Here is a 24435-nt window from a genome sequence, read left to right as displayed (position 1 = left end):
CGAGGAGCGGAACTGTAACGGGAAACACGTCCCGAACCGGACAGGGGAGACGACGCCGGGCGCCGGATCACCTACCTTTGAGTGAGTGAGCGCCCAAGACCTCCCGATCGACCTGCGCCGCGCCCTCGTCGCGCTGGCGCGGACCCCGCGGCTCCTCGTGGCCTCCGACTACGACGGTACCGTCGCGCCGATCGTCTCGGATCCGGACAAGGCGTTCCCGAACGCCGAGTCGGTCCGCGCCCTGCGCGCGCTCGCCGGCCTGCCGTCCACGGCCGCAGCCGTGATCTCCGGTCGCGCCCTGAAGGATCTCGCGGCCCTGTCCCGCCTGCCCGCCGAGGTGCAGCTCGTCGGCAGCCACGGCTCGGAGTTCGACATCGGCTTCGTCCACGCCATCGACAGCGACGCCCGGCAGCTGCTGCGCGATATCGTCGCCGAGCTCGAGGCGATCGCCGCCCGCTACGACGGCGTGCACGTCGAGGCGAAGCCGGCCAGTGCCGCGCTGCACGTGCGCAACGCCGACCCGGCCGACGCCGAGCTGGCACTGTCGCTGGTCCGCGGCGACCTCGCCCGGCACCCGGGTGTGCAGGTCACCGAGGGCAAGGCCGTCATCGAGCTGGCGGTCGTGCCCACTGACAAGGGCCACGCGCTGGACATCATCCGGCACCAGGAATCGGCGAGCGCCGCGGTCTTCTTCGGCGACGACGTGACGGACGAGAAGGCCTTCGCCTCCCTCCACGGCCCGGACGTAGGCGTCAAGGTCGGGGACGGCGAGACCGCCGCCCAGTACCGGATCGGCACGGTCGAGGACGTCGCGGCCGCGCTGGCGTTCCTGCTCGACCAGCGCCGCACGTGGCTCTCGGGCGCGGAGGCCTGCCCGATCGAGCGGCTGACGATGCTGGCGAGCCCGCGCTCGAAGGCGCTGCTGACGCCGGACGGAACGGTGACGTGGCTGTGTCACCCCGAGCCGGATTCCGCGGCGGTGTTCGCGCATCTGCTCGGCGGCGAACCGGCCGGGCACTTCACCATCGGTCCGAGCCGGGAGGCCCTGCCCCTGAGCCAGCGCTACATCGACGGCACCATGACGGCGGTGACCCGCTGGGCGAGCCTCGCGGTGATCGACTACCTTCCGCACGACGTCGAACCGGGCCGCACCGACCTGACCCGGGTCATCACCGGCAAGGCCAAGGCGGTGGTCACGTTCGCGCCGCGCCCCGAGTTCGGGCAGGGTCAGGTCGGGCTCGAACCCGTGGCCGACGGCCTGCGGGTACTCGGATTCAACGAGCCGTACGTGCTGCGCTCCCCCGGCGTCGAGTGGAACATCACCACCGACGGCGCCCATCAGACCGCGCACGCCGTCGTCGATCCGTCCGACAGCGACATCATCCTCGAATTCCGTTGCGGCACCGATGATATCGGCCCACACCCCGTCGCGGAGGTGCAGCGGCGCGCGTCCGCGGAGGAGTACTGGTGGAAGTGGGCGGCGGGCCTGGACCTGCCGCCGCTCAAGCGGGACCTGATGAAGCGGTCGGCGCTGACTCTGCGCGGCCTCGTGCACGCACCGACGGGATCCATCATGGCGGCCGCGACCACGTCGCTGCCCGAGGAGATGGGCGGCGTCCGCAACTGGGACTACCGCTACTGCTGGCTCCGTGACGCCGCCCTGACCGCGCATGCCCTGGTGAGCGTCGGGTCGCTCGCCGAGGCGGACGCCTACCTGGACTGGGTGCACCGGGTGCTCGACACCGTGCCGGGTCCCGAGCGCCTGCACCCGCTGTACACGCTGGCCGGCGGCGCGCTGCCGCCCGAGGCCGTCATCGACACGCTGCCCGGCTACGCCGGCTCCCGGCCCGTCCGGGTCGGCAATGCCGCGAGCCAGCAGGTCCAGCTCGACGTGTTCGGCCCGATCGTGGACCTGATCTCGGCGCTGGCGCACCGCCGCGAGGAGCGAGGCGTCCCGCACGATCAGGCCCTCACCGACCGGGACTGGGAGCTGGTGTGCGCCATGGTCACCGCCGTGGAATGCCGCTGGTTCGAGCCCGACCACGGCATCTGGGAGATCCGCGACAACCCGCGCCACCACGTGTACTCGAAGGTCATGGGCTGGCTGACCGTGGACCGCGCGCTGACGCTGGCCGAGAAGTTCGGGCGCACCGCCGGCGACAACTGGGCCGGGCTGCGCGCCGAGATCGCGGAGGAGGTGCTGGAGAAGGGCTGGAACGAGGACGTCTGCTCCTACACCGCGGCCTACGACGGCACCGATCTCGACGCGGCGACGCTGTTCATCGGCCTGTCCGGGCTCATCGACCCCGACGACCCGCGGTTCCACGCGACGGTCGTCGCGACGGAGGCGGAGCTGCGCAGCGGTTCGACGGTGTACCGCTACCTGCACGACGACGGCCTGCCCGGAACCGAGGGCGGCTTCCACCTGTGCGCGGCGTGGCTGGTGGAGGCATATCTCCTCGTCGGCGCCCGTCCGCAGGCGGAGGCGCTGTTCGCACAGCTCGTCGACGCGGCGGGGCCCACGGGACTGCTCAGCGAGGAGTACGACCCGGTGGCGGAGCGGTCACTCGGCAACCATCCCCAGGCGTACAGCCACCTCGGGCTGCTGCGGTGCGCCCAGCTGCTCGCGGCGGCGCCGGCGGAGGCGGATCGGACGCTGTCGGTCGTCGATCACTCGGCGTAGATCGACGTCTCGTCGTGCACGCCGGTGGTCTGGCCGATGAGCAGTTCCGTCGCAAGGGTTTCCACCGTCGCGACCCCGGAGTGTGACGGCGCGGCCATGAGCAGGGCGCCGGTGCGCCGGCCCTTCTCCTCCTGGGGCTGGCGCACGGTGGTCACGCCCTCGCGCAGGGCCTCGCCGATCCCGTCGAAGCCGGTGATCGACAACCGTCCGGGGACCTCGAGGCCGGCGCTGCGTGCCCACGCCAGCGCGCCGAGCGCGAGGACGTCGGTGGTGCACATCAGGGCGGTGATCGCCGGGTTCGCCGCCAGCGCCTGCGCGGCGGCGGACGCACCGTCCTCCGCGGTGTGCGCGTAGCGCTCGACGACCGTGAGGCTCGCGGGGTCGAGGCCGGCCGCGCGCAGGGCCTCCTGCACGCCCAGGATCCGCTCGTGCTGCACGTGGAAGCGGTCGGACTCGAAGCGGGCGGGGTCGACGACACCGTCGTGCCGGTCGCGGCCGAGTCGCATGCACAGCACCCCGATCCGGCGGTGGCCGAGGGCGATGAGGTGCTCGGCGAGCCGGCGCATCGCGCCTCGGTCGTCGATGCCGACCAGGGGCGCGCTCGCGATGCCGCGGGGCTGGTCGCACACCACCAGGGGCAGGTTCCGTTCGAGGACGGCGGCGAGATACAGATCGTCGGACGGAACCGAGTAGACGACGAAGCCGTCGACCGCCGCGCCGTGCACGACCTGCGCTGCCTCCTCCTCGTCGCGTTCCGGTCCGGCGGGGATGAGCAGAAGGCCCTCGCCGGCGGCCTCGCAGGATTCGGAGAGGCCGGACAGGAAGCTCATCGCGGCCGGGTCCCGGAACGAATAGCTCAGCGCCTCGGTGAGCAGCACGCCCACGGCCCCGGCCCGGCGGGTGCGCAGGGATCGGGCCATCGGGTCCGGACCGGCGTAGCCGCGACGCTTGGCGACCTCGAGGATCTGCTCGCGAAGCTCGGCGGACAGCTGGTCCGGCCGGTTGTAGGCGTTGGAGACGGTGGTGCGGGAGATCTTCAGCTCGGCAGCGATCGACGCCAGGGTGGCCTGGGGACGCGGCTGACGAGACCTGGGCATGAACGGACGGTAGCGGGTCCGCGCCGCGGCGACGAATCGGGCCGGATGGGCGCAGATCCGGACATCCGCTAAAGTGGAACGGTAACGGTTTCCAATAAGGTGGGAACCGCGACCTCCCCGGCCCTCCGGCCGAACGTGATCACAGGAGATGGAACCGTGCGACTGCCCCGCCGAATGCGCGCCGCCACCGCGACCGTGGGCTTGACCTGCGCCGCCGCGCTCACCCTCGCCGCCTGCGGCAGCGACTCGGGGGACGGGGCGGGCACCGGCTCCGGCGAGATCCGCATCGTCGCGTCCACCAACGTGTGGGGCTCGGTCGCGCAGGCCGTCGCCGGGGACCGCGCCCAGGTGCAGTCGCTGATCACCGAGCCGTCCGCCGACCCGCACTCGTACGAGGCCAGCCCCGCCGACGCCGCCGCCATCAGCGACGCCACCCTCGTCGTCTACAACGGCGGCGGCTACGACCAGTTCGTCGACGACATCCTCGAGTCCACCGGAGCCGACACCGCCACGGTCGACGCCCTCGCGTTGTTCGAGTCCGGCACCGGAAGCGACCTCGAGGACGGCCACGACCACTCGGGCGGCACCGCACCCGAGGTCGACACCCACGAGGGTGAGACCCATGCCGCCGAGGAAGGCGACGCGCACGCCGGGCACGACCACAGCGGCATCAACGAGCACGTCTGGTACGACCTGGCCGCCGCCGACGCCGTCGCGCACACCGTCGCCGACCGGCTGGCCGAACTGGATCCGGCCGGGGCCGACACCTACCGCGCCAACGCCGAGGCCTTCCACTCGCAGCTGCACGAGGTCACCGACGTGACCGCCGAGATCGCCGCCGCGCACGCGAACACCCCCGTCGCGCAGACCGAATCCATCGGCTACTACCTCGTCACGTCCGCGAAGCTCGAGGACCGGACGCCCGCCGACTTCACCAACGCCGTCGAGAACGGCACCGACCCGTCGCCCGCCGCGATCGCCGCGACCCGCCAGCTGCTCCTCGACAAGCAGGTCGCCGTCCTGCTCCACAACCCGCAGACCGAGGACAAGGTCAGCCGCGACATGCGGGCGACCGCGGAATCCGCGGGCATCCCCGTCGTCGAAGTTGTGGAGACCCTGCCCGCGGGCGTGGACTACATTCAGTGGCAGAAGCAGACGGCCGAGGCGCTCGCCGCCGCCCTCGACGCCGCCCGCTGACCCTTCGAGCAGGGCAAGGACATCACTCCCGTGACCACACCGGCCGACGTCACACCGGGCGGCACCGCCGCGGCACCGAGCGCGCCCGCGACGCCCGCCGGCCGCACCGCCGCGGTCGAGCTCCGCGACGCCCGCATGGCCTTCGGCGACCGCGTCCTGTGGCGGGGCCTCGATCTCACCGTCGAGCCCGGCGAGTTCGTCGCGGTGCTCGGCCCCAACGGGGCGGGCAAGTCGACGCTGCTGAAGGTCCTGCTCGGTCAGCTACCCCTCAGCGGTGGCACCGCCACGATCGCCGGCGCGCCTGCCCGCACGGGCAACTCGCACGTCGGCTACGTGCCGCAGCAGAAGTCGCTCGACGAGGGCGTGCCCCTGCGCGGCCGCGACCTCGTCGGGCTCGGCGTGGACGGCCATCGCTGGGGCACCGGCCTGCGCTACTGGAAGACCCGCCGCAGCGCCGTCGACGCCGCGATCCGGCAGGTCGGCGCCGAAACCTACGCCAACGCCCCGATCGGATCCCTCTCCGGCGGCGAACAGCAGCGGCTGCGCATCGCGCAGGCCCTCGTCGGCGACCCGCGGGTCATGCTCTGCGACGAACCGCTGCTCAGTCTCGACCTGGCCAACCAGCACCTCGTGTCGTCCCTCATCGACCGTCGTCGCCGCGAACACGGCACCGCCGTCCTGTTCGTCACCCACGAGATCAACCCGATCCTGCCCCTGGTGGACCGCGTGCTGTATCTCGTCGACGGGCAGTTCCGCATCGGCACCCCCGCCGAGGTGATGACCTCCGAGGTGCTCTCCGAGCTGTACCGCACCGACGTCGAGGTCCTCGAGATCCGCGGCCGTCTCGTCGTCGTCGGCACCGGCGACGCCATCGACGCGCTCGGCAGCGCCGGCGGGCTACGCCCCGGCGAGGGCGTCCACCACGACCATCACGAGGATCAGCATTGAGCAGCAAGTTCACCGACGCGATGGGCCGGATGTTCGACGTGCAGGCCACCGTCGACCTGCTCCAGTACGACTTCGTGCAGCAGGCCCTGCTGGCCGGCGCGATCCTCGGCCTGCTCGCGGGCGTGATCGGGCCGCTGGTGATCAGCCGTCAGATGGCATTCTCCGTGCACGGCACCTCCGAGCTCTCGCTCACCGGTGCCGCCGCGGCCCTGATCATCGGCGTCTCCGTCGGACTCGGCGCCGTGCTGGGGGCGGTGGTGGCGGCCATCCTCTTCGGTGTCCTCGGCACCCGCGCCCGTGAACGCGATTCCGTCATCGGCGTCGTCATGGCGTTCGGGCTCGGTCTGGCCGTGCTGTTGCTGTGGGCCTACGACGGCCGCACCGGCGCCGCGTTCTCCCTCCTCACCGGCCAGATCGTCGCGCCGGGTGGCACGGGCATCGCGCTGCTCGCCGCCTGCGCCTTCGGCGTCATCGGCACCATGCTGGTCATCTACCGCCCGCTGCTGTTCGCCAGCACCGACCCCGAGGTCGCCGCCGCGCGCGGGGTGCCGGTGCGGGCGCTGTCCATCGTCTTCGCCGTGCTGGTCGGAATCACCGCCGCCCTCGGCGTGCAGATCGTCGGGGCCCTGCTGGTGATGGCGCTGCTCATCACCCCGGCCGCCGCGGCGTCCCGGGTGGCCGGCGGCCCGCTCGCCGCGACGGTGCTGGCCGTGATCTTCGCGGAGGTCTCCGCGGTCGGTGGGATCCTGCTCGCCCTCGCGCCCGGCGTGCCGGTCTCGGCGTTCATCACGGCGATCGCGTTCGTCATCTATCTCGTGTGCCGCGGAATCGGCGCGGCCCGCACCCGGCGCGGCACCGGACGCAGAGCGCCCGCGCCGGCCCCGGACAGGGCCGCGGCCGTCACCGCCTGAGCCCAGGTGCGGCGGTCTGGGCCGTCCCGCACGCGGTGGCTAACCTGCTGTCATGGCGACAGCGGAGCAGGCGAGCGAACGAGACCGGACACCCGGGCGCTGGGAGTTCTGGGTGGACCGCGGCGGCACCTTCACCGATGTCGTCGCCCGCCGGCCCGACGGTGCCCTGGTCACCCACAAGCTGTTGTCGGAGAACCCGTCCCGGTACCGGGACGCGGCCGTCGCCGGGATCCGGGAGCTGCTCGGGGTGCCCGCCGGCGAACCCGTCACCGCCGACCTCGTCGAGCAGGTGCGCATGGGCACCACCGTCGCGACCAACGCACTGCTCGAGCGCAAGGGCGACCGGACCGCCCTGGTGATCACCGCCGGTTTCCGGGACGCGCTGCGCATCGGCTACCAGAACCGGCCGCGGATCTTCGAGCGCAACATCGTGCTGCCCGAGCTGCTGTACGAGCGGGTGCTCGAGGTCGACGAACGCATCCGGGCCGACGGCACGGTGCTGCGTGCCCCCGACCTCGACCGGCTCGAGCGGGACCTGAGGCAGGTGCGCGACGACGGCATCGACTCCGTCGCCGTGGTGTGCATGCACAGCCACCTGTACCCGCAGCACGAGCACGCGATCGGTGAGCTCGCCGAGCGTCTCGGCTTCGGGCAGATCTCGCTGTCCGCGGTCGCCAGCCCGCTGATGAAGCTGGTGCCGCGCGGCGACACCACCGTCGTCGACGCGTACCTCTCGCCCGTGCTCCGCCACTACGTGGACCGCGTGGCCGAGGAACTGCCGGGCGTGCGGCTGATGTTCATGCAGTCCAACGGCGGGCTCACCGAGGCGATGCACTTCCGCGGCAAGGACGCGATCCTCTCCGGTCCTGCCGGGGGCATCGTCGGCATGAGCCGGATGTCGGCGCTGGCCGGGTTCGACAAGGTGATCGGGTTCGACATGGGCGGCACGTCGACGGACGTGTCGCACTTCGCCGGGGAATACGAGCGCGTCTTCCACACCGTCGTCGCCGGGGTGCGGTTGCGCGCCCCCATGATGGACATCCACACCGTCGCCGCCGGCGGCGGCTCGATCCTGCACTTCGACGGCAGCCGGTACCGGGTGGGGCCCGATTCCGCCGGCGCCGACCCCGGGCCGGCCTGCTACCGCGGCGGCGGCCCGCTCACCGTTACCGACGCCAACGTCATGCTCGGCCGCGTGCAGCCCGCGCACTTCCCGCACGTGTTCGGTCCCGGCGGCGACCAACCGCTGGACGACGAGACGGTGCGGGCCCGGTTCGCCGCCCTGGCCGCCGAGATCCGCGAGGCGACCGGCGACGACCGCAGCCCCGAGGAGGTCGCCGCCGGCTTCCTGCAGATCGCGGTGGCGAACATGGCCAACGCCGTCAAGCGCATCTCGGTGCAGAAGGGACACGACGTCACCGAGTACGCGTTGACGACCTTCGGCGGCGCCGGCGGGCAGCACGCCTGCGCGGTGGCCGACTCGCTCGGCATCCGGACCGTCCTCGTGCCGCCGCTGGCCGGTGTCCTGTCCGCGCTCGGCATGGGTCTCGCGGACACCACCGCGATGCGCGAGCAGTCCGTCGTCGTCGAACTGAACGCCGAGGCGATGCCGCGGCTGCGCGACGTCGCCGCCGAACTCGAGGCCGCGGCGCGCGCGGAACTGCTCGACGAGGACGTGCCCCCCGAACGCATCGACGTGGCCTTCCGGGCGCACCTGCGCTACGACGGCACCGACACGTCCGTGCCCGTCGCGCTCGCCGACCCGGCGACGATGACCGCGGAGTTCGAGGCCGTGCACCGGCGCACCTACTCCTTCCTCATGGACCGTCCGCTGATCGTCGATGCCGTCGCGGTCGAGGCCGTCGGGGCGACGCGCCGACCCGACCTGTCCGGGCTCGGACGCGGCCGCAGCGACGACAGCGGCGCACCCGAGCCCACCCGCCCGCCGCGCGGCACCGTCCGGATGTTCGTCGACGGCGCGTGGCGCGATGCCCCCCTGCACCGCCGCGAACACCTCTCCCCCGGCGACGCCGTGGCCGGCCCGGCAATCGTCGCGGAGGACAACTCGACCACCGTCGTCGAGGCCGGCTGGGCGGCGACGATGTCGGAGCAGAGCCATCTCGTGCTCACCCGGGTGCACGCCCACGACGACACCGCGGTTAGCACCCACGCCGACCCGGTGATGCTCGAGATCTTCAACAACCTGTTCATGTCGATCGCCGAGCAGATGGGCACCACCCTCGAATCCACCGCGCAGTCGGTGAACATCAAGGAGCGCCTGGACTTCTCGTGCGCGCTGTTCGATCCGGACGGAAACCTGATCGCGAACGCGCCGCACATCCCCGTCCATCTCGGCTCGATGGGCACGAGCGTGCAGGAGGTGGTGCGCCGCCGGCACGGGTCGATGAAGCCGGGTGACGTGTACGCGGTCAACGACCCGTACCACGGCGGTACCCACCTGCCGGACGTCACGGTGATCACGCCCGTCTTCGGCCCCGGGCCGGACGGGTCCGGCGAGCACATCCTCTTCTTCGTCGCCTCCCGCGGTCACCACGCCGAAATAGGCGGATCGACACCGGGTTCCATGCCCTCCGGCAGCCACGACATCCGCGAGGAGGGCGTGCTGTTCGACAACTGGCTGCTCGTCGAGAACGGAACCTTCCGGGAGGCCGACACCCGCGCGCTGCTCACCGGCGGCCCGTACCCGTCCCGGAACCCGGACACCAACCTCGCGGACCTGCGCGCACAGATCGCGGCCAACGCCCGCGGGGTGGTCGAGGTGGGCCGGATGATCGACCACTTCGGTCTCGACGTCGTCCAGGCCTACATGCGCCACGTGCAGGACAACGCCGAGGAGGAGGTGCGCCGCGTCGTCGACCGCCTCCACGACGGCGAGTACCGCTACGAGATGGACTCCGGTGCGGTGATCGCGGTGCGGGTCACCGTCGACCGGCGGGCACGCTCGGCGACGATCGACTTCACCGGCACGTCACCGCAACTCGCCTCGAACTTCAACGCGCCCTCGTCCGTCACGCGGGCCGCGGCGCTGTACGTCTTCCGCACGCTCGTCGCCGACGACATCCCCCTCAACGACGGGTGCCTGCGTCCGTTGCACATCGTCGTCCCCGACGGGTCGATGCTCGCCCCCGAGTTCCCCGCCGCCGTCGTCGCGGGCAACGTCGAGACGTCGCAGGCCGTCACCGGCGCGCTCTACGCGGCGCTGCGGGTGCAGGCCGAGGGCGCCGGCACGATGAACAACGTCACCTTCGGCAACGCGCGATACCAGTACTACGAGACGCTCGGCTCCGGGTCGGGCGCCGGCGAGGGGTTCGACGGGACGTCGGTGGTGCAGACCCACATGACGAACTCGCGGCTCACCGATCCGGAGGTACTGGAGTGGCGCCTTCCGGTGTTGCTGGAGGCCTTCACGATTCGTCACGGCAGCGGGGGCGGCGGCCGGTGGCGCGGCGGCGACGGCGCCGTGCGCCGGCTCCGGTTCCTCGAGCCGATGACCGTCAGCACGCTCTCCGGGCACCGGCGCGTGCCGCCGTACGGGATGGCCGGGGGCGAGCCGGGAGCGCTGGGCAGCAACCGCATCGAGCGCGCCGACGGCGCCGTCACCCACATGTCCGGCTGCGACTCCGTCGAGGTCGGGATCGGTGACGTGCTCGTGGTCGAGACGCCGGGCGGGGGCGGCTACGGCCGGTAGGCCGCACGGGACTCCGGGGCGGGATCCAGTTCTCGCAGGACGGGCAGCGCGAAACACACCGCGGCGACGAACATCATCGGCACGGCCAGCGCGAAGAACGTCGTCCGCACACCCGCCGCGTCGATCAGGGGCCCGGCGACCAGGATCCCGACCGGGCCCGCCGCGTACGCGGTCGAGGTCATCACGCCGACGACTCGGCCGCGCATGTGCTCCGGGCTGCGGGTCTGCATGGCCCAGTTCCCGATCGGCCCCACCGGGCCGAACACCAGGCCGATGAGGACGCCCAACAGCACGAGGACCCCCAGCGGCGGCAGGAACGCCATGCCGGTCGTCGCCGCGCCCAGCACCGTGACGGCGACGAGCATCAGGCTGCGGCGCCGCAGGCGCGGTGCGAAGGCGCCGTAGGCCAGGGCACCCACCAGGCCACCGATGCTCAGCGACATCAGCACCCAGCCGAGCTGAGCGGGTGCGTCCAGGCCGGTGAAGTAGGCGGGCAGCAACACCGACTCGATCGGCAGGAACAGCGCCATGATGACCATGTCGACCAGCGCGAGCGTGCGCAGCAACCGGTCACGCCATACGAACCGCAGCCCCTCGAGGGTGCCGGCCCACAGCGAGGCGGGCCGGGTGGCCCGGTCGGGCCGGCCGGCGTGCTCGAGCCGGAGGAAGGCGACGGTGACGAGGGAGAGCACGAAGCACGCCGACGTCACCCACAGGGTGTTCTCGGGACCGACCGCCGCGATGAGGACACCGCCGACACCCGGTCCGATCAGGTAGGCGAGGTTGTAGTTCGCCTCGTAGAGGCTGTTGACACGGTCCAGCGACCACCCGGCGGCGCGGGTCGCCGCCGGCAGCATCGACTCCCGCGCCGAGATGCCCGCCGGGTCGAACACGGCACCGAGCGCCGCGAGTGCGGCGAGCAGGGGCACCGAGAGTCCGACGGTGGCCGCGAGCACGGGGATCGTCGCGACCGACAGCGCCGAGAGGGCATCCGAGACCACGGCGGTGCGCCGCCGGCCGAACCGGTCGACGACGGTGCCGGTGAGCAGGCTTGCCAGCAGCAGCGGCACGGTGGCCGCGCCCGCGACGATCGCCGCGTCGGTGGCCCGGCCGGTCTGCTCGAGCACCAGCCACGGCAGCGCGACGACTACGATGCCGTTGCCGGTGGCGGACAGCAGGGTGGCGACGTTGAGGAGGATCAGCGGCGCGAAGCGGCGGGTGGTCAGGTCGAGGGTGGTCACGGCGGTCGGCATTCACTCGGGAGGAGGCGGTGCCGCGACGCTAGCAGGAGCACGGCGGCCGGCACGAGCGATTTTCGGGCGGCGAAGCGGCCGGTTCCGCGCAGTCCGGTCCCCTCCTCTGCCAGACCTTTCCCGTCTCCGTTATCTCATCGCTATCTTTTCGAGATCATTTCGCTAGGGAGCACGGTCCTGGGCCGTTATCGAACTGCGACATGCTTACTTTTGCGAAACAGCGTCGGATCCACGGCGTCGAGACATCCCGAGCGAAAGGTTCGTGCCGATGATCGACCCCACTACTCCCGAGACTCCATCCGATTCCCCTGCACCGTCGCCGGCCTTCGGAGCCACCCTGTCGGAACGTGCCGGATACGCCGTGCTCTCGGTCGCCGGCGAGATCGACATGACCACCGCGCACCTGCTGCGCTCCGCGCTCGACAACGCCCATCGCGGCCGTGCCCTCGTCGCCGACATGGGCGGCGTCACCTTCTTCGGCGCAGTGGGCCTCACGATCCTCCTGCGCGCGACCTCCGCCCATCCCGGCACCGTCGCCGTCGTCGCCCCGGCAGGACGCGTCCGCCGGACGATCGCCGCGGCCGGGGCCCGCTCCCGCCTGAATCTGCACGACAACCTCGATTCGGCCGTCGGCTCCCTGGTTCCGGCCGGCGGCCCGCTGGTCACCGCCGTCGAACCGCCCTGCTCCGCGGCGAGCTGATTCGCGAAGACGCCCCCGGCACCCCCGCGGTTCCGGGGACAATTTCCCCATGCAGGGGCTCGAAGTCGTCCACAGCGGGATGTTCACCACCGTCCAGGACCGCGGCCGGCCGGAACACGGGGACCACGGGCTGGGCACGTCCGGCGCCGCCGACCGCGCGGCGCACGACGCCGCCAACCGCCTGGTCGGCAACGAGCCCGCCGCCGCGACCCTCGAGGTCGCCGCCGGCGGGCTGACCGTGCGCAGCATCGGCGCGAACGTCGTCGCGGTGACAGGCGCCCGCGTGCCGGTGACCGTCGACGGCCACCCCGAGGCCGACTACGCGATGCTGAAGCTGGACGACGGTGACGTGCTGGCGCTGGGCAGCCCGTCGAGGGGGCTGCGCTCGTACCTGGCGGTGCGCGGCGGAATCGACGTGCCCGAGACCCACGGCAGCCGATCCACCGACACCCTGACCGGGACCGGCCCCGCCCCGATCAGGGACGGCGACCGGCTCCCGGTCGGCACCCTGGCGGGCGAGCTGCCCATCGAGGAGCAGATCCCGCCGCCGGCCCCGATCGAGGATCCGGCGATGCTGCGTGTGCGACTGAGCCGGCACTCCGAGGTGTTCAGCGCCGGTTCGGTGCACGCGCTGCTGCACCAGACGTGGACCGTGACGCCACAACTGGACCGCGTCGGGATCCGGTTGCACGGCCCGGGCAGGCTGCATCTCGCGCGGGGCGGGACCGACCGCCCGGAGCCGACCGTCGCGGGCTCGGTGCAGGTTCCCCCGGACGGCAACCCCATCCTGTTCCTGGCCGACCATCCCGTCGTCGGCGACCACCCGGTGATCGCGGTCGTCGTGCCCGCCGATCTTCCCGTCGCCGCGCAGCTCGAGCCGGGGCACCGGGTGCGGTTCGTCGCCACCCTCACGCGGTGACCCCGCGACCGGTCAGGACACCGCCGCATCGCTCGACGACCGGACCGCGAGGCCCGGGCCCGCAACGAGGTGTTCCTCGACGCGATTGTCCCGCACGGTGATTCGCCGCAACGTACCGGCCGGCGTGCGGACGTCGACCGTGCCGTCGAGCACGTGGTCGAACGTGAAACCCGTGCATCCGGCCGGGACCGTCGCACGCGGGCCCCGCGACGCGCGGCGCACCCGCGCCCGGCGCGAGAGGAAGGTGTCGATCAGGTAGGCCAGCCACTCCGTGTAGAAGTAGAAGCAGTCGCCGCCGTTCCAGCCGAGTGCGGTGCCGTCGGCGGTGGGCACCCACTGGCACCACGACAGCGGGCGCCCCCGCCTGGGCAGTCCGTCGGCGGGCGACCGGTGCGGGCCACTCGCCGGGCCGGCGAACGCGACGAGAAAGTCGATCTCCTGCCGGTTCAGCGGAGGATCGATCTCGATCCGTCCGGTGAATTCGGTTCGATGTGCCATGTGTCCCCCGTCCGCGGTCGATCGCTCTACCCGATTCGACGCAGTCGGGGACGGAACCGTTCCCCGGAACATCCGGCCGCGTGGTTCCCCGGTCGGCCGCCACCTCGATGGGTGCCGCGGCCGACCGTCGGCGCGGATCCGGGACTACTGCAGGCGGCGCTGACGCGCGATGTCCGCGAGGACGACGCCGGCGGCGACGGACGCGTTGAGCGACTCCACGTCGCCGGCCATCGGGATCGACAGGATCGAGTCGCACGTCTCGCGGACCAGGCGCGACAGTCCCTTGCCCTCGGAGCCGACGACGATCACCACCGGATCGGTGCCGTCGAACTCGTCGAGGCTGGTGTCGCCCCCCGCATCCAGCCCGACGACCCGGACGCCCCGGGACTGCCACTCCTTGAGGGTGCGCGTCAGGTTCGTCGCCCGGGCGACGGGGAGGCGCGCCGCGGCACCCGCGCTGGTCCGCCACGCCACCGCCGTGACCGCGGCGCTGCGCCGCTGCGGGATCAGCACGCCGTGCCCGCCGAACGCGGCCACCGACCGGATCACCGCGCCGAGGTTCCGCGGATCGGTGATGTTGTCGAGGGCCACCAGCAGCGGCCGCTCGTGGTGGTCGTGGGCGACGGCCAGCAGGTCGTCCGGATGGGCGTAGCGGTACGGCGGGACCTGCAACCCGATGCCCTGGTGCATGCCGTTGGCGGTGAGACGGTCGAGTTCGCCGCGCGGAACCTCGAGGATCGAGATGCCCGCGTCCCCGGCCCGCTGCACGGCCTCCTTGAGGCGCTCGTCCGCCTCGGCGCCGACCGCGACGTACAGCGCCGTCGCGGGAACATCCGCGCGCAGGCACTCCACGACCGGGTTGCGGCCGAGCACCATCTCCGGCCCGTCCTCGCCCTTGCGGCCGGCGGTGCTGCGGCCGCGCTTGTCGGCGGCCTTCGCCGCGGCGCGGGCGCGCCGCGCGGCGGGATGGTACGGCCGGTCCTCGGCCTTGGGGGTGGCACCGCGGCCCTCGAGGCCGCGGCGGCGCTGCCCGCCGGACCCGACGACCTGGCCCTTCTTGGTGCCGCCCTTGCGGACCGCACCTCGTCGCTGAGAATTTCCAGCCATCACTGCCCTGCTTTCAGGGACCACTCGGGTCCGTTCGGCGTATCGGTCACCTCGATGCCCGCCGCCGTCAATCGATCGCGCACCTCGTCGGCGAGCGCCCAGTTCTTCGCGGCCCGCGCCGTCTGCCGGCGGTCGAGTTCGGCAGCCACCAGCACCTCGAGGGCCTCGAGGGCCGCCGAGTCGCGGCCGGCCACCTCGGCCCAGTGCGGGTCGAGCGGGTCCACCCCCAGGATGCCGAGCATGGCGCGTACCTGCGCGGCGATGTGCACCGCGGTGTCCAGGTCGCCGGCGTCGAGCGCCTTGTTGCCCTCGCTGCGCCGGCCGTGGATCTCGGCGAGCGCCTTCGGGACGCCGAGATCGTCGTCGAGCGCCGCGGCGAACTCCTCGGTCCACGTTCCTACCGGGATGTCGCCGGCCCGGTCCCGGGTCTTGAGGACGAACGCCTCGAGGCCGCGGTACCCCGCCGCCGCCTCGTGCAGCGCGGCGTCGGAGTATTCGAGCATGGACCGGTAGTGGGCACTTCCCAGGTAGTACCGCAGCTCCTGGGGCCGCACCCGGGCGAGCACGTTCGGGATGGACAGCACGTTGCCGAGCGACTTGGACATCTTCTCGCCGCCCATCGTGACCCAGCCGTTGTGCAGCCAGTACCGCGCGAACCCGTCGCCGGCGGCCTTGGCCTGGGCGATCTCGTTCTCGTGGTGCGGGAAGACGAGATCCATTCCGCCGCAGTGGATGTCGAAGGACTCGCCGAGGTAGTACTCGGCCATCGCGGAGCACTCGAGGTGCCAGCCCGGGCGGCCGCGGCCCCACGGCGTCGGCCACGACGGCTCGCCCGGCTTCGCCGCCTTCCACAGGGTGAAGTCCCGCGGATCCCGCTTGCCGCTGCCCGCGCTCTCCCCCTGATGGACGTCGTCGATCCGGTGGCCCGACAGCCGGCCGTACTCGGGGTAGCTGAGCACGTCGAAATAGACGTTCCCGTCGGCCGCGTAGGCATGCCCGGCGTCGATCAGGCGCTGCATCAGCTCGACCATCTGGGTGACGTGACCCGTCGCGCGAGGCTCCACCGACGGCGGCAGCACACCGAGCTGGTCGTAGGCGCGGGCGAAGGCCCGCTCGTAGGTCGTCTTCCACTCCCACCAGGGCCGGCCCGCCTCGGTGGCCTTGCGCAGAATCTTGTCGTCGATGTCTGTGACGTTTCTCACAAAGGCGACATCCAGGCCCTTCGCCATGAGCCAGCGCCGCAGCACGTCGAAGGCGACGCCGCTGCGCACATGACCGATGTGGGGCTCACCCTGGACCGTCGCGCCACAGAGGTACACCGAAGCCCGGCCGGGGACCAGCGGAACGAAATCCCGCACGGCCCGCGATTCGGTGTCGAACAAGCGCAAGGTCACGACCGGCCATCCTACCGGTCGTCGTCGCGCGAAAATACGAGTGCCGTCGCGACGGCCGCGACGCCCTCGCCGCGCCCGGTCAGGCCGAGGCCGTCCGTCGTCGTCGCCGACACCGACACCGGCGCCCCGAGCGCCTCGGACAGCACCCGCTGCGCCTCGTCGCGGCGGGGACCGATCCTGGGCCTGTTCCCGATCACCTGGACGGCGGCATTCCCGATCGCGAAGCCCCCGCCGTCGAGCAGGCGCCGCACCTCGGCGAGCATGGCCGCACCGCTCGCGCCGTGCATCTCCGGCCGGCCGGTGCCGAAGACGGAACCGAGGTCGCCGAGGCCGGCCGCGGAGAGCAGGGCGTCGCACAGCGCGTGGGCCGCGACGTCACCGTCCGAATGCCCCGCACACCCGTCGGCGTCCTCGAACAGCAGACCGGCCAGCCAGCACGGCCGTCCGGGCTCGATCGGATGGACATCGGTTCCGATCCCGACGCGCACTCAGCTCTCCTGTCCGACGGGGGCCCCGGCCGCGAGCACGGCACGGGCCAGGACCAGATCGAGCGGTGTGGTGATCTTGAAGGCGAGCGGTTCGCCCGGGACGGTGTACACGCCCTCGCCGAGGCGCTCGACGAGACCGGCGTCGTCGGTCGCGTCCCCGGCGCCGGCGTTGGCGCGGCGCAGCAGTCCGGCCTCGAATCCCTGCGGGGTCTGTACCGCCCGGAGGACGGACCGGTCGGGGGTGCCGGTGACACGGCCGTCGCGGTCGACGCTCTTGACGGTGTCCGCGACCGGCAGCACGGGGATCACCGCGGACCGTCCGCCGCGCAGTTCCACCACGATCCGGGCGAACAACCGCGGCGGAGTGAGGGCGCGTGCGGCGTCGTGCACCAGGACGTAGGCGGCGTCCTCCGCCGCTGCCAGCCCGGCGCGCACCGAATCGGTGCGCTCCGCGCCGCCCGCCACCACGCACACCCGCGCCGGCGCCGTGGCCGCGACGGACGCCACCAGCTCCGGCGGCACCACCACGACCACGCGGTCGACCACCGCCGAGGCCAGCATGGCCTCCACTGCCCGGTCCAGCATCGTGCGCCCGTCGAGTTCGACGAACGCCTTGGGCAGCGATTCGCCCAGACGTACACCACGGCCGGCCGCCGGAATGATTCCGACGACCGGCCCGTTGCGATCGCTCATCTGTAATTCTGCAGTTCGCGCGGCCGCTCAGGAAGCGGCGGCGAGCACCTCGTCGAGCAGGCTGTCGGCCTTGACGTCGTCCGTGCCCTCCGCGAGCGCGAGCTCGCCGACGAGGATCTGCCGCGCCTTGGCCAGCATCCGCTTCTCACCTGCGGACAGGCCGCGGTCCTGCTCCCGCCGCCACAGGTCGCGCACGACCTCGGCGACCTTGTTCACGTCTCCGGAGGCCAACTTCTCGAGGTTGGCCTTGTACCGCCGCGACCAGTTGGTCGGCTCTTCGGTGTGCGGTGCGCGCAGCACCTGGAAAACCTTGTCGAGGCCTTCTTGCCCGACCACGTCGCGAACGCCGACGTATTCTGCATTATCCGCAGGTACCCGAACCGTCAGGTCGCCCTGGGCGACTTTCAGAACCAGATATTCCTTCTGCTCACCCTTGATGGTGCGCGTTTCGATAGCTTCGATCAGCGCCGCACCGTGATGGGGGTATACGACGGTATCTCCGACCTTGAAAATCATGTGTCCCGTGCCCCTTTCGATTCTTCGAGTTTAACACGTGCTTACGTCCGGCTCTCATCAACGGCGCAGGTCAGGGGCACAGACGCGTGCGCGTAGGACTTGACAGCCAACCGGTTACGTGCATCCGGTGATGTTCGACACACCGCCCGGAGCGGCCCTTCGCGGCCCCGCGGACGCGGCCCGAGGGGGACGAAAGCCCCGACTTCCGCCCCCGGCGCAGACTCGGCGCCCTTCGACTACTACTCTGCCTAGTGGATTGCGAGCCTTACTCGAGTGGAGGACAACCCGTGACTGCTCCCAAAGCGCCGACTCGCCGAGTCGCGACCGCTCTCGCCCTGGCCGCGGGTGCGGCGCTCACGCTGTCCGCCTGCGGCGCCGGTCAGATCAGCCAGACCGCCACCCAGGTGGCCGCGGTCAACGGCAACAGCGCCGAGCTCGGAAACATCGCGCTGCGCAACGTGCACGTGATCTACCCGGACTCCGAGGAGTACAGCCTCGAACCCGGCGGCAAGGCCGCGCTCGGCTTCACCGTGGTCAACCTGAGCGAGACCACCCCCGACGAGCTGACCCGCATCACCACCGACTTCGCGTCCTCCGCCACCGGCGTGTCCGGCCTGCGCATCGAGCCGCAGGCCTCGATCTCGGCCGGCCTGACCGGCGAAACCCTCGCCGAGGACGCGACCGCCGAAGCCGCGACCGACGAGTCCCCGCGTCCCGCCGAGGCCGCCGAGTCCTCCGACACCCCGTCCGTGGCCCAGGTCGAGCTCACCGGACTGAAGGAGGGCGTGCGCCCCGGCCTGACCATCCCGGTCACGTTCACCTTCGCCGAGGCCGGCGACGTCACCATGCAGGTCCCGGTCGACGCCGGACCGGACGTCGAGCGCAACGTCTCCGAGAAGTCGCCGGTCGAGGGCGAGGGTCACTGACCGGCACCCCCGACGCACCCGGGGCCCGGGGCGAGCACTCCGCTCGCCCCGGGCCCCGGTTTCGTGTCGGCCCCCGGCCCTAGGCTGACGCGGTGGCAAAGACGAAGTCGATCTACCGCTGCACCGACTGCGGGCACACCGTCGCGAAATGGGTCGGCCGCTGCCCCGACTGCGGGACGTGGGGTTCGATGGACGAGGCGCCGGCCCTGCCTGCCGCGGTGGCGTCGCGGCCCGGCACCTCGCTCGCCCGCGCCGGGGCCGCGGCACTTCTCCCCACGACCCCGGCCACGCCGCTGACCCTCGTCGACAGCCGGACCACCCACGCGAAGCCCACCGGCATCGAGGAACTCGACCGGGTGCTCGGCGGCGGCGTCGTTCCCGGCTCGGTGGTGCTGCTCGCCGGGGAGCCCGGCGTCGGCAAGTCCACCCTGCTGCTCGAGGTGGTCCACCGCTGGGCGCGGCGCGGCAGCGACGACCGGGCCCTCTACGTCACCGGGGAGGAATCGGCGGGACAGGTACGGTTGCGCGCCGACCGCACGGGTTCGGTGCACGAACGCGTCTTCCTCGCCGCCGAGTCGGATCTGGCGACCATCTTCGGACACATCGAGCAGGTCAAGCCGACGCTGCTGGTGGTGGACTCCGTGCAGACGATGCTCGCCGCCGACGTGGAGGGCGTGTCCGGCGGCGTCACCCAGGTCCGGGCGGTGACCAGCGCGCTGACCTCGCTCGCCAAGGCCAGCGGCGTCCCGGTGCTGCTCATCGGGCACGTCACCAAGGACGGTGCGGTGGCGGGTCCGCGTTCGCTCGAGCATCTGGTCGACGTGGTGCTGCACTTCGAGGGCGACAAGCACTCCACCCTGCGCATGGTGCGGGGGGTGAAGAACCGCTTCGGTGCCGCCGACGAGGTGGGCTGCTTCGAACTGACCGAGGGCGGCATCGTCGGTGTCAGCGACCCGTCGGGCCTGTTCCTGCACCATCGGACCGAGGAAGTGGCCGGCACGGCCGTCACCGTCACCATGGACGGCAAGCGGCCGCTGCTCGGCGAACTGCAGGCGCTGGTGGTGCCGACGCAGAACCCCGCACCCCGGCGCGCGGTCAGCGGCCTGGATGCGGCACGGGTCGCGATGGTGCTGGCGGTACTCGAGCGGCGATGCCGGCTGCCGCTCGGCAAGTGCGACGTCTACGCCTCGACCGTCGGCGGCATGCGCATCACCGATCCGGCCGCGGACCTGGCCCTGGCCCTGGCGGTCGCGTCGGCCGCACGTGAGCGCCCTCTGCCGCCGGGCACGGTGCTGCTCGGCGAGGTCGGCCTCGCCGGCGAGGTCCGCCGGGTCACCGGGGTCGGGCGGCGCATCGCGGAGGCGGGGCGGCTCGGATTCACCCGCGCGATCGTGCCGCACGAACCCGCGGCGGCCCCGGTGGGTGGCCGCACGTTGCGGTCCCCGGCCTCCGCCGGGGATCCGATCGAGGTCGGCAACGTCGGCCAGGCGCTCGCCGCGCTGGGCATGTAGACGTGTCGGAACCGGATGCGAACATGTGTTCGTGTCCGGTCACGCGACCATCCTGCACGCCGATCTCGACTCGTTCTACGCATCCGTCGAGCAGCGCGACGACCCGGGCCTGCGCGGCCGGCCCGTGATCGTGGGCGGGGGTGGCGTCGTACTCGCTGCCAGTTACGAGGCCAAGGCCTGCGGCGTCGCGACGGCCATGCCCGGGCGCGCCGCCCGCGCCCTGTGCCCAGCGGCGATCGTCGTTCCTCCGCGCATGCACGCGTACGCGCGGGCCAGCCGCGCCGTGTTCACGGTGTTCGAGCAGACCACGCCGCTCGTCGAGGCCGTCTCCATCGACGAGGCCTTCCTCGACGTCGCCGGGCTGTGGCGAATCGGCGGCACCCCGGCCGACATCGCGACCCGGCTGCGGCGCGACGTCGCCGAACAGGTGGGGCTGCCGATCACGGTGGGGGTGGCCCGGACCAAGTTCCTCGCGAAGGTCGCGAGCGGCGTCGCCAAGCCGGACGGGCTGCTGGTGGTGCCTCCCGACCGGGAACTCGAGTTCCTCCACCCGCTGCCTGTCGAACGCCTGTGGGGCGTCGGCAAGGTCACCGCCGCGACCCTGCACGCGCACGGCATCCGTCGCGTGGCCGACCTGGCGCGGGAGAGCGAGGTCGAGCTCGTCGCCCTGCTCGGCACGTCCATGGGACGTCACCTGCACGCGCTCGCGCACGGGCACGATCCGAGACAGGTCCGCCCCCACCACCGGCGCCGGTCCATGGGCGCGCAGCACGCCCTCGGCCGGCCCCGCAGCGCCGCCGGACACGATCCCGAGAAGGTCGACGGGACGCTGCGGATGCTGGTGGAACGGGTCACCGGCCGCATGCGCGCGGCCGGGCGGCCCGGTCGCACCGTGGTGCTGCGCCTGCGCTTCGCCGACTACACGCGGGTGACGCGGTCGCACACGCTGCACGGACCCACCGCCCGGACGGACGTCGTCCTCGGCGCCGCGCGGGAACTGCTGGCGCAAGCGGGGCCGCTGGTCGCCGATCGGGGGCTGACCCTGATCGGCGTGGCCGTGTCGAATCTCGACTCCGCGGACACCGAACAGCTCGAGCTGCCGTTCGACGAACCGGCCTCCGACGGTGCGGCGGCCGGCCATCCGCCCGTCGACCGCCACGCGTTGGACGCCGTGCTCGACGACGTGCACGGCCGGTTCGGCACGCGGGCGCTCACGTCGGCCTCGCTGCTCGGCCGGCGTCCGCACCCGGCCGTGCCCCTCCTGCCGGAGTGATGACCGGGGCGGCTACACGGACGAGGTGCCGTGCGGCGACCTGGGTACCCCGTCGACGAAGTCCTTGGCCCTGTCGAAGTGCTGCGCGCCGACGGTGAGGAACAACCCGCGCGACGTCGCGACGACGACGTCCGGGTCGGCGAACGGTCCCTCGACGATGCGGGCCTCCGCGCTGGTGTACACCTTGCGGCGCACCGTCCCGTCGATCCGGGCGCGCAGCTCGAGCACCGACCCGAGCGGGATAGGCTTGGCGAAGTCGATCTGCAGGTGGCCGGTGACGACGGGCCGGCGCAGCACCATGCATGCCATGCCCTGCGCCTCGTCGAACGCCGTGCTCAGGATCCCGCCGTGGATGAAGCCGGGACCGCCCTGGTAGCGGTTCGCGACGTCGAGCATGCCGGTGATCTCGAGACCCTCGCCGAACGTGAACTGCATCGCCATTCCCGCGGGCTGGTCGTCGCCGCAGCCGAAGCACTTGCTCCAATGGGACGGAATCGGCGCGCCTGTCCCGGGATGGTCGTCGGGAAGCTTGGGAAGGGTGAGGTCGTCGGGCAGGGTCCAGGTACCGCTCATGGGGCAGTAATCTAGTCGGCGGTTCGGTCGGCTCCACCCGGCGGACCGACACGAAGTGACGTTCGCCGCACCGGCCGGACACGGGAAGGATCCATCGATGACCGATGTGGCACCGTCCGTGACGCTGCGCGAGACCATCGCCCGGCTCGCGCCCGGCACCGCCCTGCGCGACGGACTCGAGCGCATCCTGCGCGGCCGCACCGGGGGCCTGATCGTTCTCGGGTTCGACGACGACGTGGCAGCGCTGTGCGACGGCGGCTTCGAGCTGGACGTGGAGTTCGCCCCCACCCGGCTGCGGGAGCTGTCGAAGATGGACGGAGCGGTCGTGGTGTCCACCGACGGCGGCCGCATCGTCAGGGCCAACGTGCAGCTGGTACCCGATCACCGGATCCCCACCGTCGAATCCGGCACGCGGCACCGCGCCGCCGAGCGCACCGCGATCCAGACGGGCTACCCGGTGGTGTCGGTGAGCCAGTCGATGAGCATCGTGACCGTCTACGTCGACGGCCAGCGGCACGTGATCAACGATTCGGCGACCATTCTCTCCCGCGCCAACCAGGCCGTCGCGACGCTCGAGCGCTACAAGTCGCGACTGGACGAGGTCACCCGGCAGCTGTCGGTGGTGGAGATCGAGGACTTCGTGACGCTGCGCGACGCACTTACCGTCGCGCAGCGGCTCGAGATGGTGCGCCGCGTCTCGGTGGAGATCGAACAGGAGGTGCTCGAACTGGGCACCGACGGGCGGCAGCTGGCACTGCAGCTCGAGGAGCTGGTGGGCGACAACGACCTGGCCCGGCAGCTGATCGTGCGGGACTATCTGGCCGGCACCGAGGCGCCGCAGCTCGTCGCCGTCGAGCAGACCCTCGCCGCGCTGGACCGGCTCACCGACGTCGATCTGCTGGATCTGACGACGTTGGCGCGCGTGTTCGGGTATCCGGGCACGATCGAGGCGCTGGACGCGGCGACGAGTCCGCGCGGTTACCGCGTGCTGCATCGGGTGCCGCGGCTGCAGTCGTCGCAGATCCATCGGCTGGTCGGCTCGTTCGGGAGCCTGCAGGGCCTGCTGGCGGCGACGGCGGCGGACCTGCAGTCCGTGGAGGGCATCGGCGGGCTGTGGGCCCGCTACATCCGCGAAGGGCTGTCGCGGTTGGCGGAATCGTCCATCAGCGGCCCGTACGACTGATCCGCGAGCACGGCGGCGCGCCGGTCGGGCGGTGTCGGCCGGTCAGGCGATGTTGAACGGCTCCGGCGTGCTGCGCAGGCCCCCGAGCTGGCCGACCACCGTGTAGGCCCCGGCCGGAACCCGCTCCCGCGGCGCCTGGCAACCGGGCTCGGAGGTCGTTCCGGACCACTTCACCGCGAAGGCGGCCTGGTCACCCGGGGCCAGCTTGCGCACATCGGCGGTGGACTCGGGGAAGCAGTCGGTGTTCGCCCACAACCGCCGGCTGCCGTCGAGCGAGTAGACCAGCACCTGCTGCAGGCCCGCGCCGAGGTCGCGCTCGCAGGCGGCCGTGCCGATGTTCGTGATGACGATGGTGAACTCGGGCTCCTCGCCCACCTGGTAGTTGGGCCGGTCCGCGGTCACCCGCACGGCGAGCGACTGGTCCGGGCACTGCCCGGCCGCGACGGCGGACGCACTCGCCGCCGCGGAACTCGAGGACCCGGCGGACCCCGACGTCGTGCTCGACTGCGACGACCCCGACTGCGACGACCCCGACTGCGACGACCCCGAATCGGAGCCTCCGGAGGACCCGCCGGGGCCGACGGCGGCGACGCCGTCGGCCTCCTCGCTCCCGGTGCTGCTGGTGGGTGTGCGGGTGGTGCTGGTCTCGGACGTCAGGACGCCGGCGGCCGCCGGGTCGGGCTCCGGGTCGTCGCCCCCGCCGGTCAGGGACAGGACGAGCCACACGACGAGCGCGAGCACGACCACGCCGACACCCACGGCGAGCGCGCGTCGACGCCAGTAGATCTCGGGGGGCAGCGGCCCGGTCGGTTCAAGCACGCCTCACACGGTATGTGCCACCGGCGAGGCGTCGCCG

The 24435-nt window shown here is 72.2% G+C and carries 21 protein-coding genes; 11 read left to right on the top strand and 10 right to left on the bottom strand.

The window, feature by feature from the left end:
* The first annotated feature begins 85 nt into the window (after positions 1-85).
* Positions 86-2683, top strand: coding sequence for a trehalose-phosphatase (gene otsB, locus ISO16_RS20975; protein ID WP_006943418.1), 2598 nt, complete (start codon positions 86-88; stop codon positions 2681-2683).
* Here the strand turns inward: otsB and ISO16_RS20970 are convergent.
* Entirely contained in the window at positions 2671-3780 is a 1110-nt protein-coding gene (locus tag ISO16_RS20970; protein WP_006943423.1) for a LacI family DNA-binding transcriptional regulator, read from the bottom strand. The genes otsB and ISO16_RS20970 overlap by 13 nt on opposite strands.
* A 156-nt stretch (positions 3781-3936) precedes the next feature.
* Between ISO16_RS20970 and ISO16_RS20965 the strand changes: the two genes are divergently transcribed.
* From ISO16_RS20965 to ISO16_RS20950, 4 genes are all read left to right on the top strand, one after another.
* Complete coding sequence (locus ISO16_RS20965) at positions 3937-4977, top strand: metal ABC transporter solute-binding protein, Zn/Mn family (RefSeq protein WP_442800803.1); 1041 nt, start codon at positions 3937-3939, stop codon at positions 4975-4977.
* Between the two features lie 135 nt (positions 4978-5112).
* The gene (locus ISO16_RS20960) at positions 5113-5925 is read left to right on the top strand and encodes a metal ABC transporter ATP-binding protein (RefSeq protein ID WP_202917110.1); all 813 of its coding nucleotides are present in this window, start codon (positions 5113-5115) and stop codon (positions 5923-5925) included.
* The gene (locus ISO16_RS20955) at positions 5922-6836 is read left to right on the top strand and encodes a metal ABC transporter permease (RefSeq protein ID WP_072634241.1); all 915 of its coding nucleotides are present in this window, start codon (positions 5922-5924) and stop codon (positions 6834-6836) included. The genes ISO16_RS20960 and ISO16_RS20955 overlap by 4 nt, the downstream gene beginning before the upstream one ends.
* 52 nt (positions 6837-6888) lie before the next feature.
* A complete protein-coding gene (locus ISO16_RS20950; RefSeq protein ID WP_139310942.1) occupies positions 6889-10545 on the top strand; it encodes a hydantoinase B/oxoprolinase family protein in 3657 nt (1218 codons plus the stop codon).
* Here the strand turns inward: ISO16_RS20950 and ISO16_RS20945 are convergent.
* Positions 10533-11798, bottom strand: a complete 1266-nt coding sequence (locus tag ISO16_RS20945) for an MFS transporter (RefSeq protein ID WP_072634239.1) — start codon at positions 11796-11798, stop codon at positions 10533-10535. The two genes, ISO16_RS20950 and ISO16_RS20945, sit on opposite strands and share 13 nt — an antisense overlap.
* A 268-nt stretch (positions 11799-12066) precedes the next feature.
* Here ISO16_RS20945 and ISO16_RS20940 point away from each other — a divergent pair, with 268 nt between their 5' ends.
* Both ISO16_RS20940 and ISO16_RS20935 read left to right on the top strand, forming a co-directional pair.
* On the top strand, positions 12067-12498 hold the full coding sequence (locus ISO16_RS20940; RefSeq protein WP_072634238.1) for an STAS domain-containing protein: 432 nt from the start codon (positions 12067-12069) through the stop codon (positions 12496-12498).
* 49 nt (positions 12499-12547) lie between these two features.
* Positions 12548-13417: a biotin-dependent carboxyltransferase family protein gene (locus ISO16_RS20935; protein ID WP_072634237.1), complete on the top strand. Its 870-nt coding sequence runs from the start codon at positions 12548-12550 to the stop codon at positions 13415-13417.
* Positions 13418-13429: 12 nt separating this feature from the next.
* Here the strand turns inward: ISO16_RS20935 and ISO16_RS20930 are convergent, their stop codons facing one another.
* From ISO16_RS20930 to carD, 6 genes are all read right to left on the bottom strand, one after another.
* The gene (locus tag ISO16_RS20930) at positions 13430-13915 is read right to left on the bottom strand and encodes a hypothetical protein (RefSeq protein WP_072634236.1); all 486 of its coding nucleotides are present in this window, start codon (positions 13913-13915) and stop codon (positions 13430-13432) included.
* Between the two features lie 144 nt (positions 13916-14059).
* A complete protein-coding gene (gene rlmB, locus ISO16_RS20925) occupies positions 14060-15022 on the bottom strand; it encodes a 23S rRNA (guanosine(2251)-2'-O)-methyltransferase RlmB (protein WP_029540775.1) in 963 nt (320 codons plus the stop codon).
* The gene (cysS, locus tag ISO16_RS20920; RefSeq protein WP_072634235.1) at positions 15022-16416 is read right to left on the bottom strand and encodes a cysteine--tRNA ligase; all 1395 of its coding nucleotides are present in this window, start codon (positions 16414-16416) and stop codon (positions 15022-15024) included. The genes rlmB and cysS overlap by 1 nt, the downstream gene beginning before the upstream one ends.
* Before the next feature lie 11 nt (positions 16417-16427).
* Positions 16428-16904 carry a 2-C-methyl-D-erythritol 2,4-cyclodiphosphate synthase gene (ispF, locus tag ISO16_RS20915; RefSeq protein ID WP_029540770.1) on the bottom strand — a complete coding sequence of 159 codons (477 nt, stop codon included), beginning with the start codon at positions 16902-16904 and terminating at the stop codon, positions 16428-16430.
* Positions 16905-17597, bottom strand: a complete 693-nt coding sequence (gene ispD / locus ISO16_RS20910) for a 2-C-methyl-D-erythritol 4-phosphate cytidylyltransferase (protein WP_006947915.1) — start codon at positions 17595-17597, stop codon at positions 16905-16907.
* Positions 17598-17624: 27 nt separating this feature from the next.
* Positions 17625-18113 carry an RNA polymerase-binding transcription factor CarD gene (gene carD / locus ISO16_RS20905; protein WP_003935974.1) on the bottom strand — a complete coding sequence of 163 codons (489 nt, stop codon included), beginning with the start codon at positions 18111-18113 and terminating at the stop codon, positions 17625-17627.
* Between the two features lie 287 nt (positions 18114-18400).
* On the opposite strand from carD, the gene ISO16_RS20900 reads away from it, so the two are divergent.
* The 3 genes from ISO16_RS20900 (at position 18401) to dinB (ending at position 21823) form a co-directional block, all read left to right on the top strand.
* Positions 18401-19039 (top strand): hypothetical protein, encoded by a 639-nt coding sequence (locus ISO16_RS20900; RefSeq protein WP_050034536.1) that lies wholly within the window; start codon positions 18401-18403, stop codon positions 19037-19039.
* Positions 19040-19131: 92 nt separating this feature from the next.
* Entirely contained in the window at positions 19132-20550 is a 1419-nt protein-coding gene (radA, locus tag ISO16_RS20895) for a DNA repair protein RadA (RefSeq protein WP_072634234.1), read from the top strand.
* 25 nt (positions 20551-20575) lie between these two features.
* On the top strand, positions 20576-21823 hold the full coding sequence (dinB, locus tag ISO16_RS20890) for a DNA polymerase IV (RefSeq protein WP_083662388.1): 1248 nt from the start codon (positions 20576-20578) through the stop codon (positions 21821-21823).
* Positions 21824-21835: 12 nt separating this feature from the next.
* Here dinB and ISO16_RS20885 read toward each other — a convergent pair whose 3' ends face one another.
* Positions 21836-22396, bottom strand: a complete 561-nt coding sequence (locus ISO16_RS20885) for a PaaI family thioesterase (RefSeq protein ID WP_072634233.1) — start codon at positions 22394-22396, stop codon at positions 21836-21838.
* A 97-nt stretch (positions 22397-22493) separates the two neighbouring features.
* Here ISO16_RS20885 and disA point away from each other — a divergent pair, with 97 nt between their 5' ends.
* Positions 22494-23579, top strand: coding sequence for a DNA integrity scanning diadenylate cyclase DisA (gene disA / locus ISO16_RS20880; RefSeq protein ID WP_006947908.1), 1086 nt, complete (start codon positions 22494-22496; stop codon positions 23577-23579).
* A gap of 42 nt (positions 23580-23621) precedes the next feature.
* Here the strand turns inward: disA and ISO16_RS20875 are convergent, their stop codons facing one another.
* Positions 23622-24398 (bottom strand): hypothetical protein, encoded by a 777-nt coding sequence (locus ISO16_RS20875; protein WP_072634232.1) that lies wholly within the window; start codon positions 24396-24398, stop codon positions 23622-23624.
* Positions 24399-24435: the final 37 nt, after the last annotated feature.

The sequence above is a fragment of the Rhodococcus sp. M8 genome, from assembly GCF_015654185.1.
Lineage (GTDB): Bacteria > Actinomycetota > Actinomycetes > Mycobacteriales > Mycobacteriaceae > Rhodococcus > Rhodococcus aetherivorans.
The sequence above is the reverse complement of the archived record's forward strand: the minus strand, read 5'-3'. Positions and strand labels throughout refer to the sequence as shown.